Below are 21666 nucleotides of genomic sequence, written 5' to 3'. Positions count from 1 at the left end.
TTAAGGTATTGTTATGTTTAATAAAATATTTTCATGGTTTGAAAACCGTTTAAATCCTTATCCAGAAAGCAATCCAACAACGCCTGAAAAAGGCTTGTTCCGTTTTATTTGGTCAAGCATTGATGGCATGAAAGGCTGGATCTTTTTGCTCGCAGTATTGACGGTCGGTACTGGTGTAATGGAAGCCTTGCTTTTCCAATTTATGGGGTTATTGGTGGATTGGCTAGGCGCTTATACCCCAACCACGCTTTGGCAAGAAAAAGGGCATTTGCTTGCGGGTATGGTTGCCTTGCTCATTTTCAGTATTGTATGGTCATTCGTGGGCGTGAATGTGCGCTTACAAACGCTACAAGGGGTGTTCCCAATGCGTTTGCGTTGGAATTTCCATCGTTTGATGCTGGGACAAAGCTTAAGCTTCTATCAAGATGAATTTGCGGGTCGTGTATCGGCGAAAGTAATGCAAACTGCTCTTGCGGTGCGTGATACCGTCATGACCATTGCGGATATGCTGGTGTATGTTGCTGTCTATTTTATTACTTCAGGTTTGGTGCTTGCGGCTTTAGATACTTGGTTTTTAGTGCCGTTTTTCTTGTGGATTGTGGCATTTGTGACTATTTTACGTCTGCTTATTCCTCGTTTAGCCAAAACCGCACAACGACAAGCTGATGCGCGCTCTCTCATGACGGGTCGTATTACGGATGCTTACTCAAATATTGCAACGGTAAAACTATTTTCACATGATGCGAGAGAAGCCAATTATGCAAAACGTTCCATGGAAGAATTTATGGTCACCGTGCATGCACAAATGCGTTTGGCGAGTTCATTAGATACCTTAACTTATGCAACCAATATTTTCTTAACGTTAAGCACCGCAATTTTAGGCGTGGTGTTATGGCAAAACGGCCAAGTTGGCGTGGGTGCAGTGGCTACTGCAACCGCGATGGCGTTACGTGTAAATGGCCTTTCTCGTTGGATTATGTGGGAATCAGCTCGTTTATTTGAAAATATCGGGACAGTGAATGATGGTATGGCAACACTAACCAAACCGCATACCATTGTTGATAAGCCAAATTGTGTTGCATTAGAAGTAAAACAAGGTGAGATAAAATTTAATAATGTTTCGTTTGCCTACGATCCGAATAAGCCGTTGCTTAACCATTTTAATCTCACCATCAAACCTGGTGAAAAAGTGGGCTTAATTGGTCGTTCTGGTGCGGGCAAATCAACCATTGTGAATTTACTTCTACGTTTCTACGAAGCGCAAGAAGGTTCAATTACCATTGATGGTCAAAATGTTTTAGATGTAAGCCAAGAAAGCCTTCGTAGTCAGATTGGTCTTGTAACACAAGATACCTCGCTTTTACACCGTTCTGTTCGCGATAACATCATTTATGGTCGCCCAACTGCAACTGATGAAGAAATGATAAATGCAGCTAAACGTGCGGAAGCGGCAGACTTCATCCCTTATCTCAGCGATGCACAGGGTAGAAAAGGCTATGATGCTCATGTCGGTGAACGTGGGGTGAAACTATCGGGTGGTCAACGCCAACGTATTGCTATTGCTCGTGTCATGTTAAAAGATGCGCCAATTTTACTGTTGGATGAAGCGACCAGTGCGCTAGATTCAGAAGTAGAAGTAGCGATCCAAGAAAGTCTTGATAAGATGATGGAAAATAAAACGGTTATTGCCATTGCTCACCGTTTATCCACTATTGCGGCAATGGATCGTTTAATCGTGTTAGATAAAGGGCAAATTGTCGAGCAAGGGACTCACGCAGAATTGCTTGAACAAAATGGCCTTTATGCTCGCCTTTGGAAACACCAAAGTGGTGGCTTCTTAAGTGAGCATGCCGAGTAAAACACAGGAAAAAATGACCGCACTTTGCAAAGGCATAAATCTAGAGAAAGTTTAGATAGCGATTGAACTTTTCTCATAATTAGTGCGAATTTCCTTTGACTATTTTATTGATAACAGGTAATATTCGCACCCTATGCAAAAGGTAAAACTACCCCTAACCGTTGATCCGGTTAAAGACGCTCAACAAAGAATTGATTATGATGGTTATTATACCGCTAGTCAGTTAGTGCGTTTAGCTGAATCTACGGGGAAAGTGCTCAGCGATGCACAGGTAACATTATCGTTTTATATTGATCCACAAAAATTAGTGGTGATGAAAGGGCAAGTACAAGTTGATGTTGAATTAGAGTGTCAACGTTGTGGCGAGCCATTCAAACAAACATTGGAATGTCATTTTATGTATAGTCCAGTGGCTAATTGGGATCAGGCTGATGACTTGCCGGAAATTTATGAGCCAATCGAATTTAATGAGTTTGGTGAAATAGATTTACTTGGTGCAGTGGAAGACGAACTTATTTTAGCTCTACCGCTTGTCCCAATGCATTCATCTGAACACTGTGAAGTGTCCGCGCACGAACAGGTTTTTGGCGAATTGCCTGAAGAATTGGCAAAAAAACCGAACCCGTTCGCTGTATTAGCTAATTTAAAGCAAAAGTAAATTAAATTTAGGAGTATAGCCAATGGCTGTTCAACAAAACAAAAAATCTCGTTCACGTCGTGATATGCGTCGTTCACACGATGCATTAACTACTGCTGCAGTATCAGTGGATAAAGCAAGCGGTGAAACCCACTTACGCCACCACGTAACTGCTGATGGTTACTATCGTGGTCGCAAAGTGATCAATAAGTAATTTTACTTATAAGGTATTCACTTGAACCGTCTAACCTTAGCGTTAGATGTGATGGGCGGGGACATTGGTCCCCGTATTACTATCCCCGCATCTCTTTCAGCGTTGGAAGCAGATCCAATGCTCTCTTTAGTGCTGTTTGGCGATAGCCAACAAATTTCCCCCTTACTGGAAAATGCACCTTCTTCCCTTTTAGAACGTATTCAAATTCATCATTGCACAAAGACTATTGATAACAATCAAGGTATTTCTCATGCATTGCGTCATAGCAAAGGTACGTCGATGCGTTTAGCTATTGAAATGGTTCAGAAAGGTGAGGCGCAAGGTTGTATCAGCGCAGGAAATACGGGTGCATTAATGGGATTGTCAAAGGTTCTCTTACAGCCTTTAGAGGGGATTCAACGCCCAGCGTTGGTATCCTTATTACCGTCGATGACGGGTGATAAAACCGTGATGTTAGATTTAGGCGCAAACGTAGAATGTTCTGCTCAAAATCTTTATGAATTTGCCATCATGGGCTCGATCTTTGCCGAAAACCGATTGAACTTAGTTTATCCACGTATTGCCTTACTCAATATTGGTGTGGAAGAAATTAAAGGGCATCAATCCATTCGTGAAGCTGCGAATTTATTAGAAAAATCGACCGCACTTAATTATACCGGCTTTATTGAAGGTAACTTTTTATTAAATGGCGAGGCTGATGTGATCGTGAGTGATGGGTTTTCGGGAAATATTGCATTAAAAACCCTTGAAGGGGCGGCTAAAAATCTGTTATCTCTTCTGAAAGGAAAAGAAAAACAGCCTATTTTTAAATCGCTTGCCAAATTTATTCTGCGTTTTTTCTTTAAAGATGCTTATCATCGCTTGAAACGCATTAACCCTGATGAATATAATGGGGCGTCTTTACTCGGATTAACGGCTGTTGTGGTGAAAAGCCATGGCAGTGCAAATGTGGATGCATTTGCTCGTGCAATTGCGGATGCAGCTTTGCAAGCGCGTTTGCAAATTCCACAAAAAATCTTGGCGGGTTTACAACGTTATTAATTAATAAGTTTTGATATTATGAATAGTAGAATTTTATCCACCGGTAGCTATTTGCCGAGCCATATTCGTACCAATGCGGATTTGGAAAAAATGGTTGATACTTCAGATGAATGGATCGTGACTCGTTCAGGCATTCGTGAACGTCGTATTGCAGCAGCAGATGAAACTGTTGCAACAATGGGATATGAAGCAGCCAAAAATGCACTTGAAATGGCCAACCTTGATCCTCAAGAAATTGAGTTGATCATCGTTGCGACAACCAGTGGTTCTCATGCTTATCCAAGTTCAGCTTGCCAAGTTCAAGGTTTATTAGGCATCGAAGACGCAATTTCTTTTGACTTAGCGGCGGCTTGTACCGGTTTTGTTTATGCTTTAGGCGTAGCGGATAAATTTATTCGTTCAGGCAGCGTGAAAAAAGCCCTTGTGATTGGTGCAGATCTTAACTCGCGTAAATTAGATGAAACCGATCGTAGCACTGTCGTGTTATTTGGTGATGGTGCAGGTGCGGTGATCTTAGAGGCATCAGAGCAAGAAGGCATTATTTCAACGCATTTACATGCATCGCCAGATAACAATGCGGCATTACTACTTCCACAAGCTGAACGTGGTGTGGAGAAATCTGGTTATATTGAAATGCAAGGTAACGAAACCTTTAAATTAGCGGTACGTGAGCTTTCTAATGTGGTGGAAGAAACCCTTTCTGCTAATAATCTCCAAAAAACAGATATCGACTGGCTTGTGCCACATCAAGCGAATTTACGTATTATCACCGCGACAGCGAAAAAATTAGAGATGGATATGTCGCAAGTCGTGGTAACGCTTGATCGTACAGCGAATACCAGTGCGGCGACTGTACCAACCGCTTTAGATGAAGCAGTGCGAGATGGTCGAATTCAACGCGGTCAATTGCTTTTACTCGAAGCTTTTGGCGGTGGTTGGACTTGGGGTTCAGCATTGGTGCGATTCTAATTAATTTGTTAGAATCTCGACAGAATTTTAAAAGTGCGGTTAAATTTGACCGCACTTTCAACATTTAAACGATGAAGAAATAGGAAGAAAACATGAAAAAATTCGCAATGGTTTTTCCAGGACAAGGTTCTCAAGCTGTTGGCATGTTAGCTGATCTTGCTAACGAATATCCGGTAGTCACCGAAACTTTTAAACAAGCATCTGAAGCGCTTGGCTATGATTTATGGAACTTGGTTCAACAAGGGCCAGCAGAAGAATTAAATAAAACTTGGCAAACTCAGCCGGCATTATTAGCGGCATCCGTTGCGATCTTCCGTGTATGGCAAGAAAAATACCCACAATTGCAACCAAGTGTGATGGCTGGTCACAGTTTAGGTGAATATTCAGCATTAGTTTGTGCAGGTGTCATTGATTTTAAAGATGCGATTAAATTAGTGGAATTACGCGGTAAATTAATGCAACAAGCAGTACCAGAAGGTACTGGTGCAATGTATGCGATTATTGGCTTAGATAATGAAGCGATTATCAATGCATGTAAACAAGCCGAGCAAGGCGAAGTGGTATCTGCGGTAAACTTTAACTCACCAGGTCAAGTAGTCATTGCTGGAGCGAAAGAAGCGGTAGAACGTGCAGCAGCATTATGTAAAGAAGCGGGTGCAAAACGTGCTTTACCATTAGCGGTAAGCGTGCCTTCACATTGTGCATTAATGAAACCAGCAGCAGAACAATTGGCCGTAACACTTGAAGGCATTACGCTTAATGCGCCAGCAACACCAGTATTAAACAACGTGGATGTCAAAGCGGAAACAGAAAGTGCAGAAATTCGTACCGCACTTATTCGTCAGTTATATAGCCCAGTTCGTTGGACTGAAACCGTTGAGAAAATGGCGCAAGATGGCGTAGAAGTTTTAGTTGAAATCGGCCCAGGTAAAGTATTAAACGGTTTAACAAAACGTATCGTGGCAGAATTACAAGCAACATCAGTAAATGATGCAGCATCATTAGATGCTGTTGAAGCATTATTAGCATAAAAGGGGATTAAAAATGCAAAATAAAATCGCATTAGTGACAGGTGCAACACGTGGTATTGGCCGCGCAATTGCAGAAGAATTAGCATCAAAAGGTGCATTTGTAATTGGTACCGCAACCTCTGAAAAAGGTGCTGATACAATTTCAGCTTACCTTGGTGACAAAGGTAAAGGTTTAGTATTAAATGTGGCAGACAAAGAAAGTATTGATGCCGTATTAGAACAAATTAAAGAACAATTCGGTGATATTGATATCCTCGTGAATAACGCAGGTATCACTCGTGATAACTTATTAATGCGTATGAAAGATGAAGAATGGTTCGATATTATGCAAACCAACTTAACCTCTGTATTCCATCTTTCTAAAGCAATGTTGCGCTCCATGATGAAAAAACGTTTCGGTCGTATCATTACTATCGGTTCAGTGGTGGGCTCAATGGGTAACCCTGGTCAATCTAACTACTGTGCCGCAAAAGCCGGCTTAATTGGTTTTTCTAAAGGCTTAGCAAAAGAAGTGGCATCACGTGGTATTACTGTAAACGTTGTGGCTCCAGGCTTTATCGCAACAGATATGACAGAAGTGCTTACTGAAGAACAAAAAGCGGGTATTCTTGGTAATGTCCCAGCTGGTCGTTTAGGTGAGCCAAAAGATATCGCAAAAGCGGTAGCGTTTTTAGCTTCTGACGATGCGGCTTATATTACCGGTACCACATTACATGTGAATGGTGGCTTATATATGAGCTAACCCTTTCATGGGGATATATGAGTGATTTTGTCTATAACATATAGCAAAGCAGTTTAGTTAATGATAAAATCCCAATCGCAATGTAACTTTTTCTCTGTATGTGTTTTTACATTGCCTGTTTTTTTGTGGTGCGACCACCTAAGAAATAGTTGCAACTTTATCAAAAATGCATACACTAACCGCTCTTAAATGAGTTAAAACAACAATAGGAAAAACAAATGAGTATTGAAGAACGCGTGAAAAAAATCATCGTTGAACAATTAGGTGTTAAAGAAGAAGACGTAAAACCAGAAGCTTCTTTCGTTGAAGATTTAGGTGCGGACTCTTTAGATACAGTTGAATTAGTAATGGCTTTAGAAGAAGAATTCGATATCGAAATTCCTGATGAAGAAGCTGAAAAAATCACAACTGTTCAATCTGCGATTGACTACGTTCAAAACAATCAGTAATTTTTAAGTTGGGCGATCTTTTAGGTCGCCTAATTTTTTTCTTTAAATTTCTTTTCTACATTCTTTATCTTCAAATAAAAAAATATATCTAAATCTCTTAAATTTCTGACCGCACTTTCCTTTTTTAATCTTTCTCAGATTTGCTTTTATTATTAAGTCCCTTTATTTTTTGATTTAAAACAAGATTTACCTTAAAAGTACTTATTATGAGTTAATTTTGATGCTAGTATTCGATCAAAATTTTTTCTAATTAACCATAAAATGATTCGGAGTATCTTATGGATTTTCTAATGAACCTAGGTGAAGGTAGCCAGTTTGCGATTCAGCTTGTTATTGTTCTTATCTGTTTGTTTTACGGGGCAAAAAAAGGTGGTATCGCACTGGGTATGCTTGGTGGGGTAGGCTTAATTGTTCTTGTTTTCGGCTTTGGTATTGAACCAGGTAAGCCAGCTATCGATGTAATGCTAACTATCCTTGCGGTGGTAGTGACATCGGCAACATTACAAGCCAGTGGTGGTTTAGATGTCATGTTACAAATCGCGGAGAAAATGCTTCGTCGTAACCCGAAATATGTCAGTATTTTGGCACCATTTGTAACTTGTTTCTTAACTATTTTATGTGGTACAGGTCACGTGGTTTATACCATGTTACCAATCATTTATGATATTGCGATCAAAAATGATATTCGTCCTGAACGTCCAATGGCAGCAAGCTCAATTGCTTCTCAAATGGGTATCATTGCGTCACCTGTTTCTGTGGCAGTAGTGACTTTAACCACATTCTTAGTGAATGCTAAAACACCATTAGCAGGTTTTGATGGTTATTTAGATTTATTAAAAATTACCGTGCCTTCAACCCTTTGCGGTGTATTGGCTATCGGTATTTTCAGCTGGTTCCGCGGTAAAGATTTAGATAAAGACCCAGAATTCCAAGAGAAATTAAAAGATCCAGAATTCAAAAAATATGTTTATGGTGATAGCACATCATTATTAGATAAAAAATTACCACAATCTAGCTGGAATGCGATGTGGATCTTCTTTGGTGCAATTTTAGTGGTAGCGGTATTAGGTTACTTTAAAGATTTACGCCCAGCCTTTGAAAAATCAGCACCAGCTCAAGTAGTTGAAATTGTTTCTGCCGATAAAGCAGTGAAATCTTTCAATGTTAAAGACGGTAAAATTGTTGCATTAGCAAAAGATGGTACATTAGTGCTTGATGTTAAAGACAGCAAAGCGAAAACACAAACAGCCTACAATAACGTTGCAATTTATAACGATAAAGGTGAAGTCGCTCAAACAATTACCGCTCAAGATAACAATGTTGTCATCACTGCGGGTGATAAAACTGAAACTATCGATAACGCTGCAATCGTATTAAAAGACACTGCGAAGAAAAAAGTGAATTTAAGTATGGTTCACGTTATTCAAATCTTCATGTTATTAGCGGGTGCATTAATTGTTATCTTTACTAAAACTGATGCGGGTAAAATCAGTAAAAATGAAATTTTCCGTTCAGGTATGATTGCATTAGTGGCTGTATTCGGGATTTCTTGGATGGCAGAAACCATGTTTACCGTTCACACTCCAATGATGAAAGCAGCACTTGGTGATGTGGTAAAAGCACATCCTTGGACTTACGCCGTGATGTTGTTATTAATTTCTAAATTCGTAAACTCACAAGCGGCAGCATTGGTTGCATTCGTTCCATTAGCTTTAGGTATCGGCGTTGATCCAGCTGTTATATTAGCCTTTGCTTCAGCTTGTTACGGTTACTACATTTTACCAACTTACCCAAGTGACCTTGCGGCAATCCAATTCGACCGTTCAGGCACAACCCACATTGGTAAGTTTGTAATTAACCACAGCTTTATTTTACCGGGCTTAATCGGTGTAATCACTTCATGTATCTTTGGTTACATTTTCACAAGCTTGTTTGGTTATCTATAATAACTAACAGATAAAAGAAAAGGCTATTCGTTTGAATAGCCTTTTTTGTTTGTAAAGTGCGGTTAAATTTTAGGATGTTTTATCTCAATGCTACATTTGACTTTATCATTCATAAACATTCCTAAAACTGACCGCACTTTTGCTCTTCTTAAAATAAATTCCTGCTAAAGGTTGAAACATAGGGGGATTTATTGCGATAATCCTCATTATTTTTTGGGTGATCTTTCGGGCTACCATTTTTTCAGGTGGCCAGTTTTTATTAGGAAAGATTAAATTGAACATTATTTAAGTAAGTTAGAAGAATAACAATGGCTGAAAAACGTAATATTTTTTTAGTAGGTCCAATGGGCGCAGGTAAAAGCACCATTGGCCGTCAGCTTGCGCAACAATTGAATATGGACTTTGTCGATTCAGATGCAGTAATTGAGGAACGTGCGGGAGCAGACATTAGCTGGATTTTTGATTTAGAAGGCGAAGAAGGTTTTCGTAAGCGTGAAGAGCGAATTATCAATGAATTAACCCAATTACAAGGCGTTGTGCTTTCCACTGGTGGGGGAGCAGTGATGTCAAAAGAGAATCGTAATTATCTTTCTGCTCGTGGTATTGTGATTTATTTAGAAACCTCAGTAGATAAACAATATCAACGTACGCAACGTGATAAAAAACGTCCTTTATTACAAGGAACGGATAACCCGCGCCAAGTGTTGGAAGACTTAGCCAAAGTACGCAATCCGTTATACGAAGAAATTGCAGATATTACTTTGCCAACAGATGAGCAAAATGCCAAAGTAATGGTTAATCAAATTGTTGATTTAATTGATAATCTAAACGGCTTAAACGGTTCACTCTAAGGATTAAAAATGTTGTGCGTAAATGTTGAATTAAAAGAACGTCGTTATCCTATTTATATTGGCGAAGGGTTACTTAAAGATGAAACCTGTTATCCGCTGAAGAAAGGGGATAAAGTGATGATTGTGACTAATCCAACCGTCGCACAATATTATCTTGAGCCCGTTACAGAAACGTTAGAAAAAATAGGTTGTCAGGTTGAATCGGTATTATTGCCTGATGGCGAAAAATATAAAACGCTCGAGTCTTTAAACCTCATTTTTACCGCACTTTTAAAGCATAATCATGGGCGAGATACCACGATTGTTGCATTAGGTGGTGGCGTGATTGGTGATGTAGCAGGTTTTGCTGCAGCAAGTTATCAGCGTGGTGTGCGTTTTATTCAAATTCCTACCACATTATTAGCCCAAGTGGATTCTTCTGTTGGTGGCAAAACTGCCGTTAATCATGAGTTAGGCAAAAATATGATTGGGGCGTTTTATCAACCTTCTACGGTGATCATTGACACCCTTACACTCAATACCTTGCCAAAACGTGAAGTGAATGCGGGACTTGCGGAAGTCATTAAATATGGGGCGATTTTAGATTATGCCTTTTTTGAATGGCTTGAAGCACATATCGATGAATTAGTTGCGTTAAATCAACATTCATTACAGCATTGCATTGCACGTTGTTGCCAAATTAAAGCGGATGTTGTTGCGCGTGATGAAACCGAAAAAGGTGATCGAGCATTACTAAATCTCGGTCATACTTTTGGACATGCGATCGAAACACATTTAGGCTATGGGAACTGGTTACATGGTGAAGCCGTTGCTGCTGGAAGCATGATGGCAGCGGTGTTATCTGAACAATTGGGCGATCTTTCTTTTGAAGATGTTGCACGTTTAGAAAAACTTTTAGCGCGTGCTAATTTGCCGACTGTTTCGCCTGATACCATGCAGCTAGACGATTATTTACCGCACATGATGCGTGATAAAAAAGTGCTGGCAGGCAAGTTGCGTCTTGTGTTGCTAAAAGCGCTTGGTCAAGCCTATGTGGCAACTGATACTGACAAATCTCTTGTGCTAAACGCGATTGAGCGTTGCACACAACATGACTAACAGTCATTGCTCCATGTTGCGTCCGAAAAATAATAAAACGAAACCCCGAATTAAACACCGCCCGTTTTTAAAATGGGCGGGTGGTAAATTTCGTTTAACGGACGATCTCAATCGCGTCTTTCCTAAAAGAAAACAGTGTTTGATCGAACCTTTTGTGGGGGCGGGGGCTGTTTTTCTTAATTCTCATTTTGAGCGTTATATTTTGGCAGATATTAATCCGGATTTGATTAACTTGTTTAATATCGTCAAAGAAAATGTGGATGCCTATATTGAGGCTTGTAAGCCAATTTTCTTCGCCGAAAATGCCAATACAGCCGGCTATTATTACGCTCAGCGTGATGCCTTTAATCAATCAAGCGATCCTTTCGAGCGTTCGGTGTTGTTCCTTTATTTGAACCGTTTTGGATTTAATGGATTGTGCCGTTATAACAGTAAAAATGAGTTTAATGTGCCCTTTGGCGCTTATAAAACCCATTATTTCCCTGAAGATGAATTGCGCTATTTCGCCCATAAAGCACAAAGTGCGGTATTTTTATGCGCTGATTTTCAACAGACCTTTGAATTAGCGGATAAACACAGCGTGATCTATTGTGATCCGCCTTATGCACCGCTTCCGCAAGATACCAATTTTACTGGATATGCAGGAAATGCTTTTGGCCTTGAACATCAAAAGAATTTAGCGGAATGTGCAAAGAAAGCGCAAAAAGAAAAGCAAATTTCCGTGGTGATTTCTAACCACGATACGAAATTTACGCGTGAGATTTATAAAGGGGCAAAATTTAAACGCGTTAAAGTACAGCGCTCGATCAGTCAATCTTCAGAAAAACGAGTTAAAGTAAAAGAATTAATCGCCATCTTTAAAGGTTAGTTTAGCAGGTTAATTCTGGATTGATTTTAATCTCAAAGCCTTTTACTTCGGGATAAGTCGGTTGAATTGCAGTGAGTAATTCGCTTTGTCGAAATAAAATCCCTTGGCGAACGACCGCACTTTTGACTTCGATAAAGAGTTTCCCATCTGTGATGGAGCCTAAACGAAAAAGTCCTTTAAATTCTTGAGGAAAAAGGCGGCTGATGTTTTGGTTCAGTTCATTCAACATTAACCCTTTCTGCATGATTTTGGCAAATTGTGATCCTTCTAGCACATCAATAATATTCATGGCTTTTTGATAACGCTCATGCTTGTTTTCCACAAAAATACTCCAATAATGACTTTACGTTGAATTTCCGATACAATACACACAAATTTTGTCAGAGACAATAAGATGATGAAATCAAATAAAGGTAAAACAAATTTCTGGTCGCAGTTGCTGTTAAGCATGATTGCGATTTTTGCTTTACCTGTTGCTCAGGGATTGGAGGTGCCGCCTTCATCAAATATGAGTGGCGAAAATTATCAAACATCATCTGAACAACATATGTTGATTGCGGTGCGTGAAATTCGTCAAGCATTGCAGGTTCAACCTCAGCCAACAAATCACAAAACCCATTCCAATCAAAAACACGAAAAAATTCAACCGCACTTTATCGCGGCGGAATTTCCTGTTTTTGCCCCTATTCGTGCCGGCCCAGCCATCATTTAATTTTCTTTTATCTTTGAACGAACCGATTTTTTAATCGGATGGATGATCCTTTTTATTTTTTATTTGAAAGAGAAATTATGAGTTTTTTAACAAAAATTTTTGGCAGCCGTAACGAACGTATTTTACGCAGATTAAGAAAACAAGTTGCGAAAATCAACAAAATGGAGCCGGCTTTTGAAGCATTAAGTGATGATGAATTAAGAGCAAAAACTGACGAATTCCGTAGCCGTTTAGCTAACGGTGAAACCTTACAACAACTTTTACCAGAAGCCTTTGCAACCGTACGTGAAGCGGGTAAACGTGTGCTTGGTATGCGCCATTTCGATGTGCAATTAATCGGTGGTATGGTGCTAACAAACCGTTGTATCGCAGAGATGCGTACAGGTGAAGGTAAAACTTTAACCGCAACCTTGCCTTGTTATTTAATGGCATTGGAAGGTAAAGGCGTACATGTTGTGACAGTGAATGATTACTTAGCACGTCGCGACGCGGATACCAACCGTCCGTTATTTGAATTCTTAGGTATGACTGTTGGAGTGAATATCCCAGGTTTACCGCCTGAAGCAAAACGTGAAGCTTATGCGGCCGATATTACATATGCGACAAACAGCGAATTAGGTTTCGATTACCTTCGTGATAACTTAGCGCATTCTAAAGAAGAGCGTTTCCAACGTCATTTAGGCTATGCCTTAGTGGATGAGGTGGACTCCATCTTAATCGACGAAGCACGTACGCCGTTGATTATTTCTGGTCAAGCGGAAGACAGTTCTGAGCTTTATATTGCGGTAAATAAATTAATTCCGAATTTAATTAAGCAAGAAAAAGAAGATACGGAAGAATATACCGGTGAAGGCGATTACACTCTAGATCTTAAAACCAAACAAGCGTATTTAACTGAACGCGGTCAAGAAAAAGTAGAAGAGTGGTTAATCGCACAAGGTTTAATGCCAGAAGGTGATTCCCTTTATTCACCAGCGCGTATTGTGTTGTTACACCACGTTATGGCGGCATTACGTGCAAACACCTTATTTGAGCGCGATGTAGACTATATCGTGAAAGATGGCGAGATCGTGATCGTCGATGAGCACACAGGTCGTACAATGGCAGGTCGTCGTTGGTCTGACGGTTTACACCAAGCGATCGAAGCGAAAGAAGGGGTAGAAATTAAGAGCGAAAACCAAACTGTTGCCTCTATTTCTTACCAAAACTACTTCCGTCTTTATGACAAATTAGCGGGTATGACTGGTACAGCAGATACCGAAGCCTTTGAATTCCAACAAATTTATGGTTTGGAAACTGTCGTTATCCCAACCAATCGTCCAATGATTCGTGATGATCGTACGGACGTCATGTTTGAGAATGAAGAATACAAATTCAATGCAATTATTGAAGATATCAAAGACTGTGTCGCTCGCAATCAACCAGTTCTTGTCGGTACCGTATCAGTTGAAAAATCTGAAATGCTTTCTCAAGCGTTAGATAAAGCGGGTATCAAACACAACGTATTGAATGCAAAATTCCACGCACAAGAAGCGGAAATTGTTGCGGAAGCAGGGGCGCCAGGTGCAGTAACCATTGCAACTAACATGGCGGGTCGTGGTACCGATATTATCCTCGGTGGTAACTGGAAAGCAAAAGCGGCAAAATTAGAGAACCCAACTCCAGAGCAAATTGAGGCACTTAAAGCTGAGTGGGAGAAAAATCACGAGATCGTGATGCAAGCTGGTGGCTTACACATTATCGGGACAGAACGTCATGAATCACGCCGTATTGATAACCAGTTGCGTGGTCGTTCAGGTCGTCAAGGTGACCCAGGTTCTTCACGTTTCTACCTTTCTTTGGAAGATGGCTTAATGCGTATTTATCTGAATGAAGGTAAATTAAATATGATGCGTAAAGCCTTCACCCAACCAGGTGAAGCGATGGAGTCTAAACTTCTCGCTAAAGTGATTGCATCGGCGCAAGCGAAAGTAGAAGCCTTCCACTTTGATGGTCGTAAAAACTTGCTTGAATATGATGATGTGGCTAACGACCAACGTCATGCAATTTACGAACAACGTAATTACTTGCTCGATAACGATGATATTTCAGAGACTATCAAAGCAATTCGCAGCGATGTATTTAATGATGTGATTGACCAATATATTCCGCCACAATCATTGGAAGAACAATGGGATATTAAAGGCTTAGAAGAGCGTTTAGCGCAAGAGTTTGGTCTTGAGTTACCAATTGAACATTGGTTAGAAGAAAATAACAATCTTCATGAAGAAAACTTGCGTGAGCGCATTATTCAAGAAGCCGAAGATGAATACAAAGCGAAAGAAGCGCTTGCGGGTGAAGAAACCATGCGTCATTTCGAAAAAGGTGTGATGTTACAAACTCTTGATGAGCTTTGGAAGGAGCACTTGGCGGCAATGGATTATTTACGTCAAGGTATCCATTTACGTGGTTATGCGCAAAAAGATCCAAAACAAGAGTACAAAAAAGAATCTTTCCGTATGTTTACTGAAATGTTGGATTCTTTAAAACATCATGTGATTACGACACTTACTCGCGTGAAAGTCCGTACACAGGAAGAGATTGAAGAAGCGGAACGTGCACGTCAAGAAATGGCTGAACGTGAAGCATTAACTCATCAACCTGTAGATGAAAATACAGAGCAAGCTCAAAGCGAGGACTATTCTGATCGTCATATTGGACGTAATGAACCTTGTCCTTGTGGGTCAGGTAAAAAATACAAGCATTGTCACGGCAGTAAAGCCCGATATGCTTAGTTAAGGTAAAGAGCGGTTAAATTTTTGCGTGTTTAAAACACCGCTAAAAATGACCGCTCTTTCTACTTTCGAGATAAGGAAAAACGATGAGTAAGCCTATCATTCAAGTTGCGGCAGGGATTATTCGTAATGAATTTGGGCAGCTATATTTGACCCAGCGTTTAGAAGGGCAAGATTTTGCGCAAGCATTAGAATTTCCAGGTGGCAAAGTTGATGCAGGTGAAACACCTGAAGAAGCTTTAAAAAGAGAATTGGAAGAAGAGATTGGCATTCACATTTTAAATGCTGAGCTGTACGAACGTTTTCAATTTGAATATCCAACCAAAATTTTAGATTTTAGTTTTTATCTGGTCACTGAATGGATTGGCGAGCCGTTTGGTCGAGAAGGCCAGGAAGGTTTTTGGCTTGAACAAAGTGAGCTTGATGCAGGGCAATTCCCACCAGCCAATTTAAAGCTGATTCAGCGTTTAGTAGCTGAAAGTGTCAAATAACATTTAATCAAATTTATTTATTATGATTCCAAGTATTTTTCTGAGTTTATTTTTTATTGCGACGGTGATTTTTATCGTCAATTCGCACTATCGTTGGACATATTTTTTTGCAATTGCATTATTCGTCTTATTGTTTAGTTCAATGTTTGCGATAACCGGTCAATGGCAACGCGGATTGAATTTTGCGTCCGTACTTTTTGTGGTATTGATGTTATTCCATCGAATGAAAATTCATTACTACAAACAACCTTTACTCATTTCAGATTTTTGGCTTGTGACAGACTGGCGAAATTGGGAAACCCTCTTACATTATAAAGGGGCGATTTTCGGCGTGTTGGGGCTATTAGGTCTGTTGGGTTATGCTATCTTTGGCTGGTCAGATGTTGAAACTGCATCTATTGGATTTCGCGTATTTGCAGCAATACTCGCAGCAACAAGCTTTGGTTTAATGTGGCATTATTCTAAAGATCCAGATGCCACAAAAGTCTGGCTAGATTCATTGCCGGATGATGGTCGAGATGTTTTCTTAAACCTGCCAATGTCTTGTCGGGGCGTATTCTTTAAAGTGCCAGAATTTGAAGGTAATAGCCAAAAATTTAAAGAAAAACTGACCGCACTTTTAAGTGAAAAGGCAGAGAGCAAAACTGAAAGTGTAGAAAAGCCAGACGCAGAAAAACCAGACATAGTGGTGTGTCTACAAGAATCAACCTTGAATCCCCATCAATTTGATTTTGATGCAGAAACCATCCCGCCATTTTCAATGTTTAATAAGCAGGAAGATACCGCATTTGTGAGTCCATTGCGTGTACATACGGTGGGCGGTGCAACGTGGAAATCTGAATTTGCTTTTCTTGCAGGGGTGCCTTCAACCGATTTTGGTGCTTTGGCAAGTGGGGTGTTTTATTCGGTTGTGCCACACTTACAGACGGGGTTTATTAAAAATCTTCGTGAGCAAGGCTATTTTTGTGTGGTGTTATCGCCTTTTACGAAAGGTAACTACAATGCAAAACCTGCTTATGACCACTTTGGTTTTGATTTGATGTTGCAACCACAAGATTTAGGCTATCCCGCATCAATCAGCAAAAATCTTTGGCATATTAGCAGTGAAGAGATGATGTATTACACCAAACTGATTTTGCAGAAACAGCATCCGTCATTGGAAAATGTGAAACAGCCCATGTTTGTTTATGTGCTCACGATGAAAGAGCACGGGCCTTATAATACGAATATGCCAAACCATTTTAATTTGGCAAGTAAGCGTTTAGGGGGAAAAGCGATTTCTTGCTTGAACGATTATATTGATCGTATTGATAGCCTTAATGAGGCGATTGAAGGTTTAAATGATTATTTAAAATCGCGTGAAACACCTTATGTATTCGGTTATTTTGGTGATCACCAAGTCGCTTTTGATAATCAGGTTCCACCGAAAAAAGGTAATTTTGTAAATCCAGATTATGTGACTCAATTTGTGGTTAGAACTAATCGTAAAACTGACTTTGTTCAACAGCAAGATTTCTTAGATTTAGCCTTTGTTGGTGGCGTATTACTTGATGTGGCAGGTTTATCACCGAAAGATGACTTTATGCGAGCAAATATCGCTATGCGTCAGTTAAGCCAAGGTAAGCTCGAAGATGCAGAGGATATGGATTTAGTGAATAGTTATCGAAATTATCTGTATCAAGATTTAAAAATTGCACAATAATAAAAAATCTCGGTTAACGCCGAGATTTTTTTATAAGCAAAATTTAACCGATAAGTCTGCCAATTTTACCCACACGTCTTGACCGTATTCTTGCTTGGTTGTGCGCTCAATATCTGCTAACTCTTGCAATATTTCAAAGAGCTTTTGATAGGTGAGTCGTTGTATCGCTGCCATATAAAGGTGACGACGATTCTGCCAAATTTTGAGACGGTCAAAATCCGCTTTGAGTGTTTGTGTAGGCAAGCTCGTGTTAAGAGAGGGATTACGTAGCTGTGGTTTGGTTAATTCTAACAAGGTGAGCAGTTCACGTTGTAAGGTACGCAATAAAATGACAGGTTGCACATCTTCAGCTTGTAAACCTCGCAAAATTCGCTTTGAGCGATTTGCCTTGCCTGACAACAAAGCATCAATCCATTGGAAAGGGGTAAAGACAGAAGATTGCTCTACGACTGATTTAACGCGGTTATACGTGAGTTTGTGATCAGGATAAAGCAAATCTAAAAGCTGTAATGCTTGTTTCAATGCCAGGAGATTATTTTCATAGCTATAACAAAGTAGTTGAACGGCTTCCTCATCCGCTGATAACCCCATGTTTTTTGTACGATGCTTCACCCAACGAGAAAGTTGTTCTGAATTCGGTGTTTGGCAGTTAACAATAACAGCTTGCGGATCAAGTTGATTTGCCTGAATAAACCACTCTTGTTTTTCGGCTGCTTTAGACAATTTAGGCAAGGTGAGGACAAGCAAGCTATCTTCATTTAATCCACTAATAAATTGTTGAAGGTTTTTCTGCAAAAGTGCGGTTAAATTTTCGGGTAAATTGAGAATGAAAATTTGCTTATTAAAGAAGAGCCCCATAGATTGGCTGGCCTCAATTAATGCAGGCCAGTCAGTATTAGTATCTATGGTGATTTGATTTTTTTCATCAAAACCTTGAAGAAGGGCTGCTTGATGAATGAGATCTTCACTTTCACTGAGCAACAGGGGATCTGTCCCAACCAAAAAATAGACTTTCGCTAAATGGCTGTTCAGATTAGAGGCCAGTTGCTCAGGAAAAATGCGGTTCATTATTTTCCTTGAACTTGATGTTGTAAGGCAGCCATTTTATTAATTAATTGGCGAGCCGCTTGTTCACGCATATCATTCCAAATCACATCGCGCTCAGCTGATTTTGCTAATGCAGCACGTGAGTTATCAAAGAAAGTGCGGTTGATTTTTGCAGAGATTGGATAGGTTTCCCCATTTGCTAAACGCACGCTAGCCTCAACATCAAGGGTCAGTACTTTTTCTGCTTCACGCCCTTGTTTAAAGACTGACGCCACTTTATCGCTTGAAGTCTGTTTATTTAAACGCAACACTGGCACACCTTGTTTTGCAGGAACAAGGTTTACGTTGTTGCTAAGCAGTTGCTTACGCATTGCCATTGACATTTCACTGTATGGGTCACCGCTTTCAAGGGCCATTGTTTTTAATTCTGCAGGAACAGCAGCACCATTATCGAAGTGCCAACCACAAGCAGTTAAAAAGGCTGTTGCCCCAACTAAGCAGATCGTTTTGATTGATTTCATCATAAAAATTACCTGTAAAATTCACCGCACTTTATTTTGTTTAAGAGTCGTTTATGCAACGCTTGGAATAAAATGCGGTTATTTTATGGATTATTGCGGTTTAACCACCACATTTAACAATTTACCTGGTACATAAATCACTTTCACGATTTGTGTATTGTCAGTAAATTTCTTCACATTTTCATCTGCAAATGCAACAGTTTTCACGGTTTCTTCATCCGCATCAGCTGCAACAGTCACTTTACCACGAACTTTACCGTTGACTTGCACCACGATAAGTTTTTCATCTTCTACCATCGCTGCTTCGTCAGCTTTCACCCATTCTGCGTGGTCGATATTGCTTTCGTTGCCTAAAGCTTTCCATAATTCAAAGCAGATATGTGGTGTGATTGGGTAAAGCATACGCACGACTGCGCTTAATGCTTCTGCCATAACCGCACGATCTTGTTCGCTTTCTAATGGCGCACGGGTTAATTTATTCATTAACTCCATTACTGCCGCGATAGCGGTATTGAACGTTTGACGGCGACCAATGTCATCACTCACTTTAGCAATTGTTTTATGGACATCACGGCGAAGTGCTTTTTGGTCTGCAGAAAGTGCGGTCACATCTAAAGCGGTTTTTGCAGGATTTTGACTGTATTCATACACCAAATTCCATACACGACCTAAGAAACGTTTTGCCCCTTCAACACCAGATTCTTGCCATTCAAGCGTCATTTCCGCAGGAGACGCGAACATCATGAAGAGGCGCACAGTATCTGCGCCGTATTTTTCCACCATTTCTTGTGGGTCGATACCGTTGTTTTTGGATTTTGACATTTTGGTCATACCGGTATGCACCAATTCACGGCCTTCTGGATCGGTTGCTTTGACGATACGACCTTTTTCATCACGCTCAAGAGTCACTTGCGTTGGGCTCACCCAAATACGCTCGTTAGTCGGGCTGGTGTAGTAGAACGCATCGGCTAATACCATGCCTTGGCATAATAATTTTTGTGCCGGCTCATCGCTCGTGACGAAACCTGCATCACGCAATAATTTGTGGAAGAAACGGAAGTAGAGCAAGTGCATTGTCGCGTGCTCAATACCGCCGATATATTGATCCACCGGTAACCAGTAGTTCGCTTCCTCTTTATCCAACATGCCTTCTGCATAGCTTGGTGAAGTGTAGCGCGCGTAGTACCAAGACGATTCCATAAAGGTATCAAAAGTATCGGTTTCTTTTAACGCAGGCTCACCGTTGAAAGTGGTTTTCGCCCAGTTCGGATCTGCTTTAATTGGGCTTTTTACGCCATCCATGACCACGTCTTCTGGCAGGATAATCGGTAAATCTTCGATTGGTGCTGGTACAGTTTCACCGTTTGGCAAGGTGAGCATTGGAATTGGTGCGCCCCAATAACGTTGACGGGAAACACCCCAGTCACGTAAACGATAGTTAACTTGGCGTTTGCCTACGCCTAATTTTTCTAATTTGTCTGCGATACCGTTAAATGCACCATCAAAATCCAAACCGTCAAACTCAGCAGAATTCACTAATTTGCCATGTTCAACGAAAGCTTGTTTGGTTAAATCAATTTCTTCATCTGCAAGCGGTGCGATTACCTGTTTAATTGGCAAATTGTATTTTTGAGCAAATTCAAAGTCGCGTTGGTCGTGAGCTGGAACCGCCATTACTGCGCCAGTACCGTAATGCATTAACACGAAGTTTGCTACCCAAATTGGTAATTTTTCACCAGTTAATGGGTGAATCGCAAATAAGCCGGTTGCCATCCCTTTTTTCTCCATGGTGGCAAGGTCTGCTTCTGCCACTTTGGCATTTTTCGCTTCACGGATGAATTCGGCTAATTCAGGATTATTTTCTGCTGCTAATTCTGCTAATGGGTGAGCAGCTGCAATACCTAAATAGCTCACACCATAGAAAGTATCTGGACGGGTCGTATAAACTGCAACTTTTTCTGCGGTATCTGCCACATCAAAAGTAATTTCTACCCCTTCAGAACGGCCGATCCAGTTGCGTTGCATGGTTTTAACCATGTCTGGCCACTGTGGTAGTTGGTCTAATCCACCTAATAATTGTTCTGCATAGTCGGTGATTTTAATAAACCATTGAGGGATCTCTTTTTGTTCTACTGGAGTATCACAACGCCAGCAGCAACCATCGTGTACTTGTTCGTTCGCCAACACAGTTACATCGTTCGGACACCAGTTTACGGTTGAGTTTTTTTTGTACACTAAGCCTTTTTTATAAAGCTCAGTGAAGAACCATTGTTCCCATTTGTAGTATTCTGGACGGCAGGTCGCAATTTCGCGATCCCAGTCATAACCAAAGCCCAACATTTTGAGTTGGTTTTTCATGTATTCGATATTTTCGTAAGTCCATTTTGCGGGTGCAGTTTTATTTTTAATTGCAGCCCCTTCAGCTGGCAAACCGAATGCATCCCAACCAATTGGCTGTAATACGTTTTTGCCGTTCATACGTTGATAACGAGAAACCACATCACCGATCGTGTAGTTACGCACGTGGCCCATGTGTAAACGACCAGATGGGTAAGGGAACATTGAAAGACAGTAATATTTTTCTTTAGACGTATCTTTGATTGCTTTGAAGACTTTATTTTCAGCCCAATATTGTTGAACTGCTGGTTCAATCAAATCGGGACGGTAATGTTGTTGCATAGAAAATCACCTTAAATTTTGACCGCACTTTGCGGC

Annotated in this window: 20 protein-coding genes; 16 read left to right on the top strand and 4 right to left on the bottom strand. The window is 40.4% G+C overall.

Annotation, left to right across the window (positions count from 1 at the left end; all coding sequences use genetic code 11):
- The first annotated feature begins 13 nt into the window (after nt 1-13).
- The 12 genes from HMPREF3020_RS08245 to HMPREF3020_RS08190 all read left to right on the top strand — a co-directional run bounded on the left by HMPREF3020_RS08245 (nt 14) and on the right by HMPREF3020_RS08190 (nt 11704).
- On the top strand, nt 14-1858 hold the full coding sequence (locus tag HMPREF3020_RS08245; RefSeq protein WP_070776160.1) for an ABC transporter ATP-binding protein: 1845 nt from the start codon (nt 14-16) through the stop codon (nt 1856-1858).
- A gap of 133 nt (nt 1859-1991) precedes the next feature.
- Nucleotides 1992-2516, top strand: coding sequence for a 23S rRNA accumulation protein YceD (yceD, locus tag HMPREF3020_RS08240; RefSeq protein WP_005695312.1), 525 nt, complete (start codon nt 1992-1994; stop codon nt 2514-2516).
- Nucleotides 2517-2538: 22 nt separating this feature from the next.
- Entirely contained in the window at nt 2539-2709 is a 171-nt protein-coding gene (rpmF, locus tag HMPREF3020_RS08235; RefSeq protein ID WP_005544470.1) for a 50S ribosomal protein L32, read from the top strand.
- A 21-nt stretch (nt 2710-2730) separates the two neighbouring features.
- Nucleotides 2731-3750 (top strand): phosphate acyltransferase PlsX, encoded by a 1020-nt coding sequence (plsX, locus tag HMPREF3020_RS08230; protein ID WP_049367330.1) that lies wholly within the window; start codon nt 2731-2733, stop codon nt 3748-3750.
- Between the two features lie 18 nt (nt 3751-3768).
- The gene (locus tag HMPREF3020_RS08225; protein WP_049367331.1) at nt 3769-4719 is read left to right on the top strand and encodes a beta-ketoacyl-ACP synthase III; all 951 of its coding nucleotides are present in this window, start codon (nt 3769-3771) and stop codon (nt 4717-4719) included.
- A gap of 92 nt (nt 4720-4811) precedes the next feature.
- On the top strand, nt 4812-5750 hold the full coding sequence (gene fabD, locus HMPREF3020_RS08220; RefSeq protein ID WP_005699605.1) for an ACP S-malonyltransferase: 939 nt from the start codon (nt 4812-4814) through the stop codon (nt 5748-5750).
- A gap of 13 nt (nt 5751-5763) precedes the next feature.
- The gene (gene fabG / locus HMPREF3020_RS08215; RefSeq protein WP_005695317.1) at nt 5764-6492 is read left to right on the top strand and encodes a 3-oxoacyl-ACP reductase FabG; all 729 of its coding nucleotides are present in this window, start codon (nt 5764-5766) and stop codon (nt 6490-6492) included.
- 218 nt (nt 6493-6710) lie between these two features.
- Nucleotides 6711-6941: an acyl carrier protein gene (gene acpP / locus HMPREF3020_RS08210; protein WP_005544465.1), complete on the top strand. Its 231-nt coding sequence runs from the start codon at nt 6711-6713 to the stop codon at nt 6939-6941.
- A gap of 278 nt (nt 6942-7219) precedes the next feature.
- On the top strand, nt 7220-8887 hold the full coding sequence (locus tag HMPREF3020_RS08205; protein WP_005699616.1) for an anaerobic C4-dicarboxylate transporter: 1668 nt from the start codon (nt 7220-7222) through the stop codon (nt 8885-8887).
- A gap of 308 nt (nt 8888-9195) precedes the next feature.
- The gene (gene aroK, locus HMPREF3020_RS08200; protein ID WP_005699620.1) at nt 9196-9738 is read left to right on the top strand and encodes a shikimate kinase AroK; all 543 of its coding nucleotides are present in this window, start codon (nt 9196-9198) and stop codon (nt 9736-9738) included.
- Between the two features lie 9 nt (nt 9739-9747).
- Entirely contained in the window at nt 9748-10836 is a 1089-nt protein-coding gene (gene aroB, locus HMPREF3020_RS08195; protein WP_070776159.1) for a 3-dehydroquinate synthase, read from the top strand.
- Between the two features lie 13 nt (nt 10837-10849).
- Nucleotides 10850-11704: a Dam family site-specific DNA-(adenine-N6)-methyltransferase gene (locus HMPREF3020_RS08190; RefSeq protein ID WP_070776158.1), complete on the top strand. Its 855-nt coding sequence runs from the start codon at nt 10850-10852 to the stop codon at nt 11702-11704.
- Nucleotide 11705: 1 nt separating this feature from the next.
- Here HMPREF3020_RS08190 and HMPREF3020_RS08185 read toward each other — a convergent pair whose 3' ends face one another.
- Complete coding sequence (locus tag HMPREF3020_RS08185) at nt 11706-12026, bottom strand: DciA family protein (protein ID WP_070776157.1); 321 nt, start codon at nt 12024-12026, stop codon at nt 11706-11708.
- A gap of 72 nt (nt 12027-12098) precedes the next feature.
- Here HMPREF3020_RS08185 and secM point away from each other — a divergent pair, with 72 nt between their 5' ends.
- The 4 genes from secM to HMPREF3020_RS08165 all read left to right on the top strand — a co-directional run bounded on the left by secM (nt 12099) and on the right by HMPREF3020_RS08165 (nt 17383).
- Entirely contained in the window at nt 12099-12416 is a 318-nt protein-coding gene (gene secM, locus HMPREF3020_RS08180) for a secA translation cis-regulator SecM (RefSeq protein ID WP_070776156.1), read from the top strand.
- A gap of 77 nt (nt 12417-12493) precedes the next feature.
- Nucleotides 12494-15190 carry a preprotein translocase subunit SecA gene (gene secA, locus HMPREF3020_RS08175; RefSeq protein WP_070776155.1) on the top strand — a complete coding sequence of 899 codons (2697 nt, stop codon included), beginning with the start codon at nt 12494-12496 and terminating at the stop codon, nt 15188-15190.
- A gap of 86 nt (nt 15191-15276) precedes the next feature.
- Nucleotides 15277-15681 carry an 8-oxo-dGTP diphosphatase MutT gene (gene mutT / locus HMPREF3020_RS08170; protein WP_005699596.1) on the top strand — a complete coding sequence of 135 codons (405 nt, stop codon included), beginning with the start codon at nt 15277-15279 and terminating at the stop codon, nt 15679-15681.
- A 22-nt stretch (nt 15682-15703) separates the two neighbouring features.
- Nucleotides 15704-17383, top strand: a complete 1680-nt coding sequence (locus HMPREF3020_RS08165) for a sulfatase-like hydrolase/transferase (protein ID WP_070776154.1) — start codon at nt 15704-15706, stop codon at nt 17381-17383.
- Between the two features lie 30 nt (nt 17384-17413).
- On the opposite strand, the gene holA is transcribed toward HMPREF3020_RS08165, so the two are convergent.
- From holA to leuS, 3 genes are all read right to left on the bottom strand, one after another.
- A complete protein-coding gene (holA, locus tag HMPREF3020_RS08160) occupies nt 17414-18451 on the bottom strand; it encodes a DNA polymerase III subunit delta (RefSeq protein WP_070776153.1) in 1038 nt (345 codons plus the stop codon).
- Nucleotides 18451-18954, bottom strand: a complete 504-nt coding sequence (gene lptE / locus HMPREF3020_RS08155) for an LPS-assembly lipoprotein LptE (protein ID WP_070776152.1) — start codon at nt 18952-18954, stop codon at nt 18451-18453. Before lptE ends, holA begins: the two co-directional genes overlap by 1 nt.
- Before the next feature lie 87 nt (nt 18955-19041).
- Complete coding sequence (gene leuS, locus HMPREF3020_RS08150) at nt 19042-21630, bottom strand: leucine--tRNA ligase (RefSeq protein WP_070776151.1); 2589 nt, start codon at nt 21628-21630, stop codon at nt 19042-19044.
- Nucleotides 21631-21666: the final 36 nt, after the last annotated feature.

The sequence above is a fragment of the Haemophilus sp. HMSC068C11 genome (assembly GCF_001815355.1).
Taxonomy (GTDB): Bacteria; Pseudomonadota; Gammaproteobacteria; order Enterobacterales; family Pasteurellaceae; genus Haemophilus_D.
Note: the sequence above shows the minus strand (reverse complement) of the source record. Positions and strands in the feature narration are given on the sequence as shown.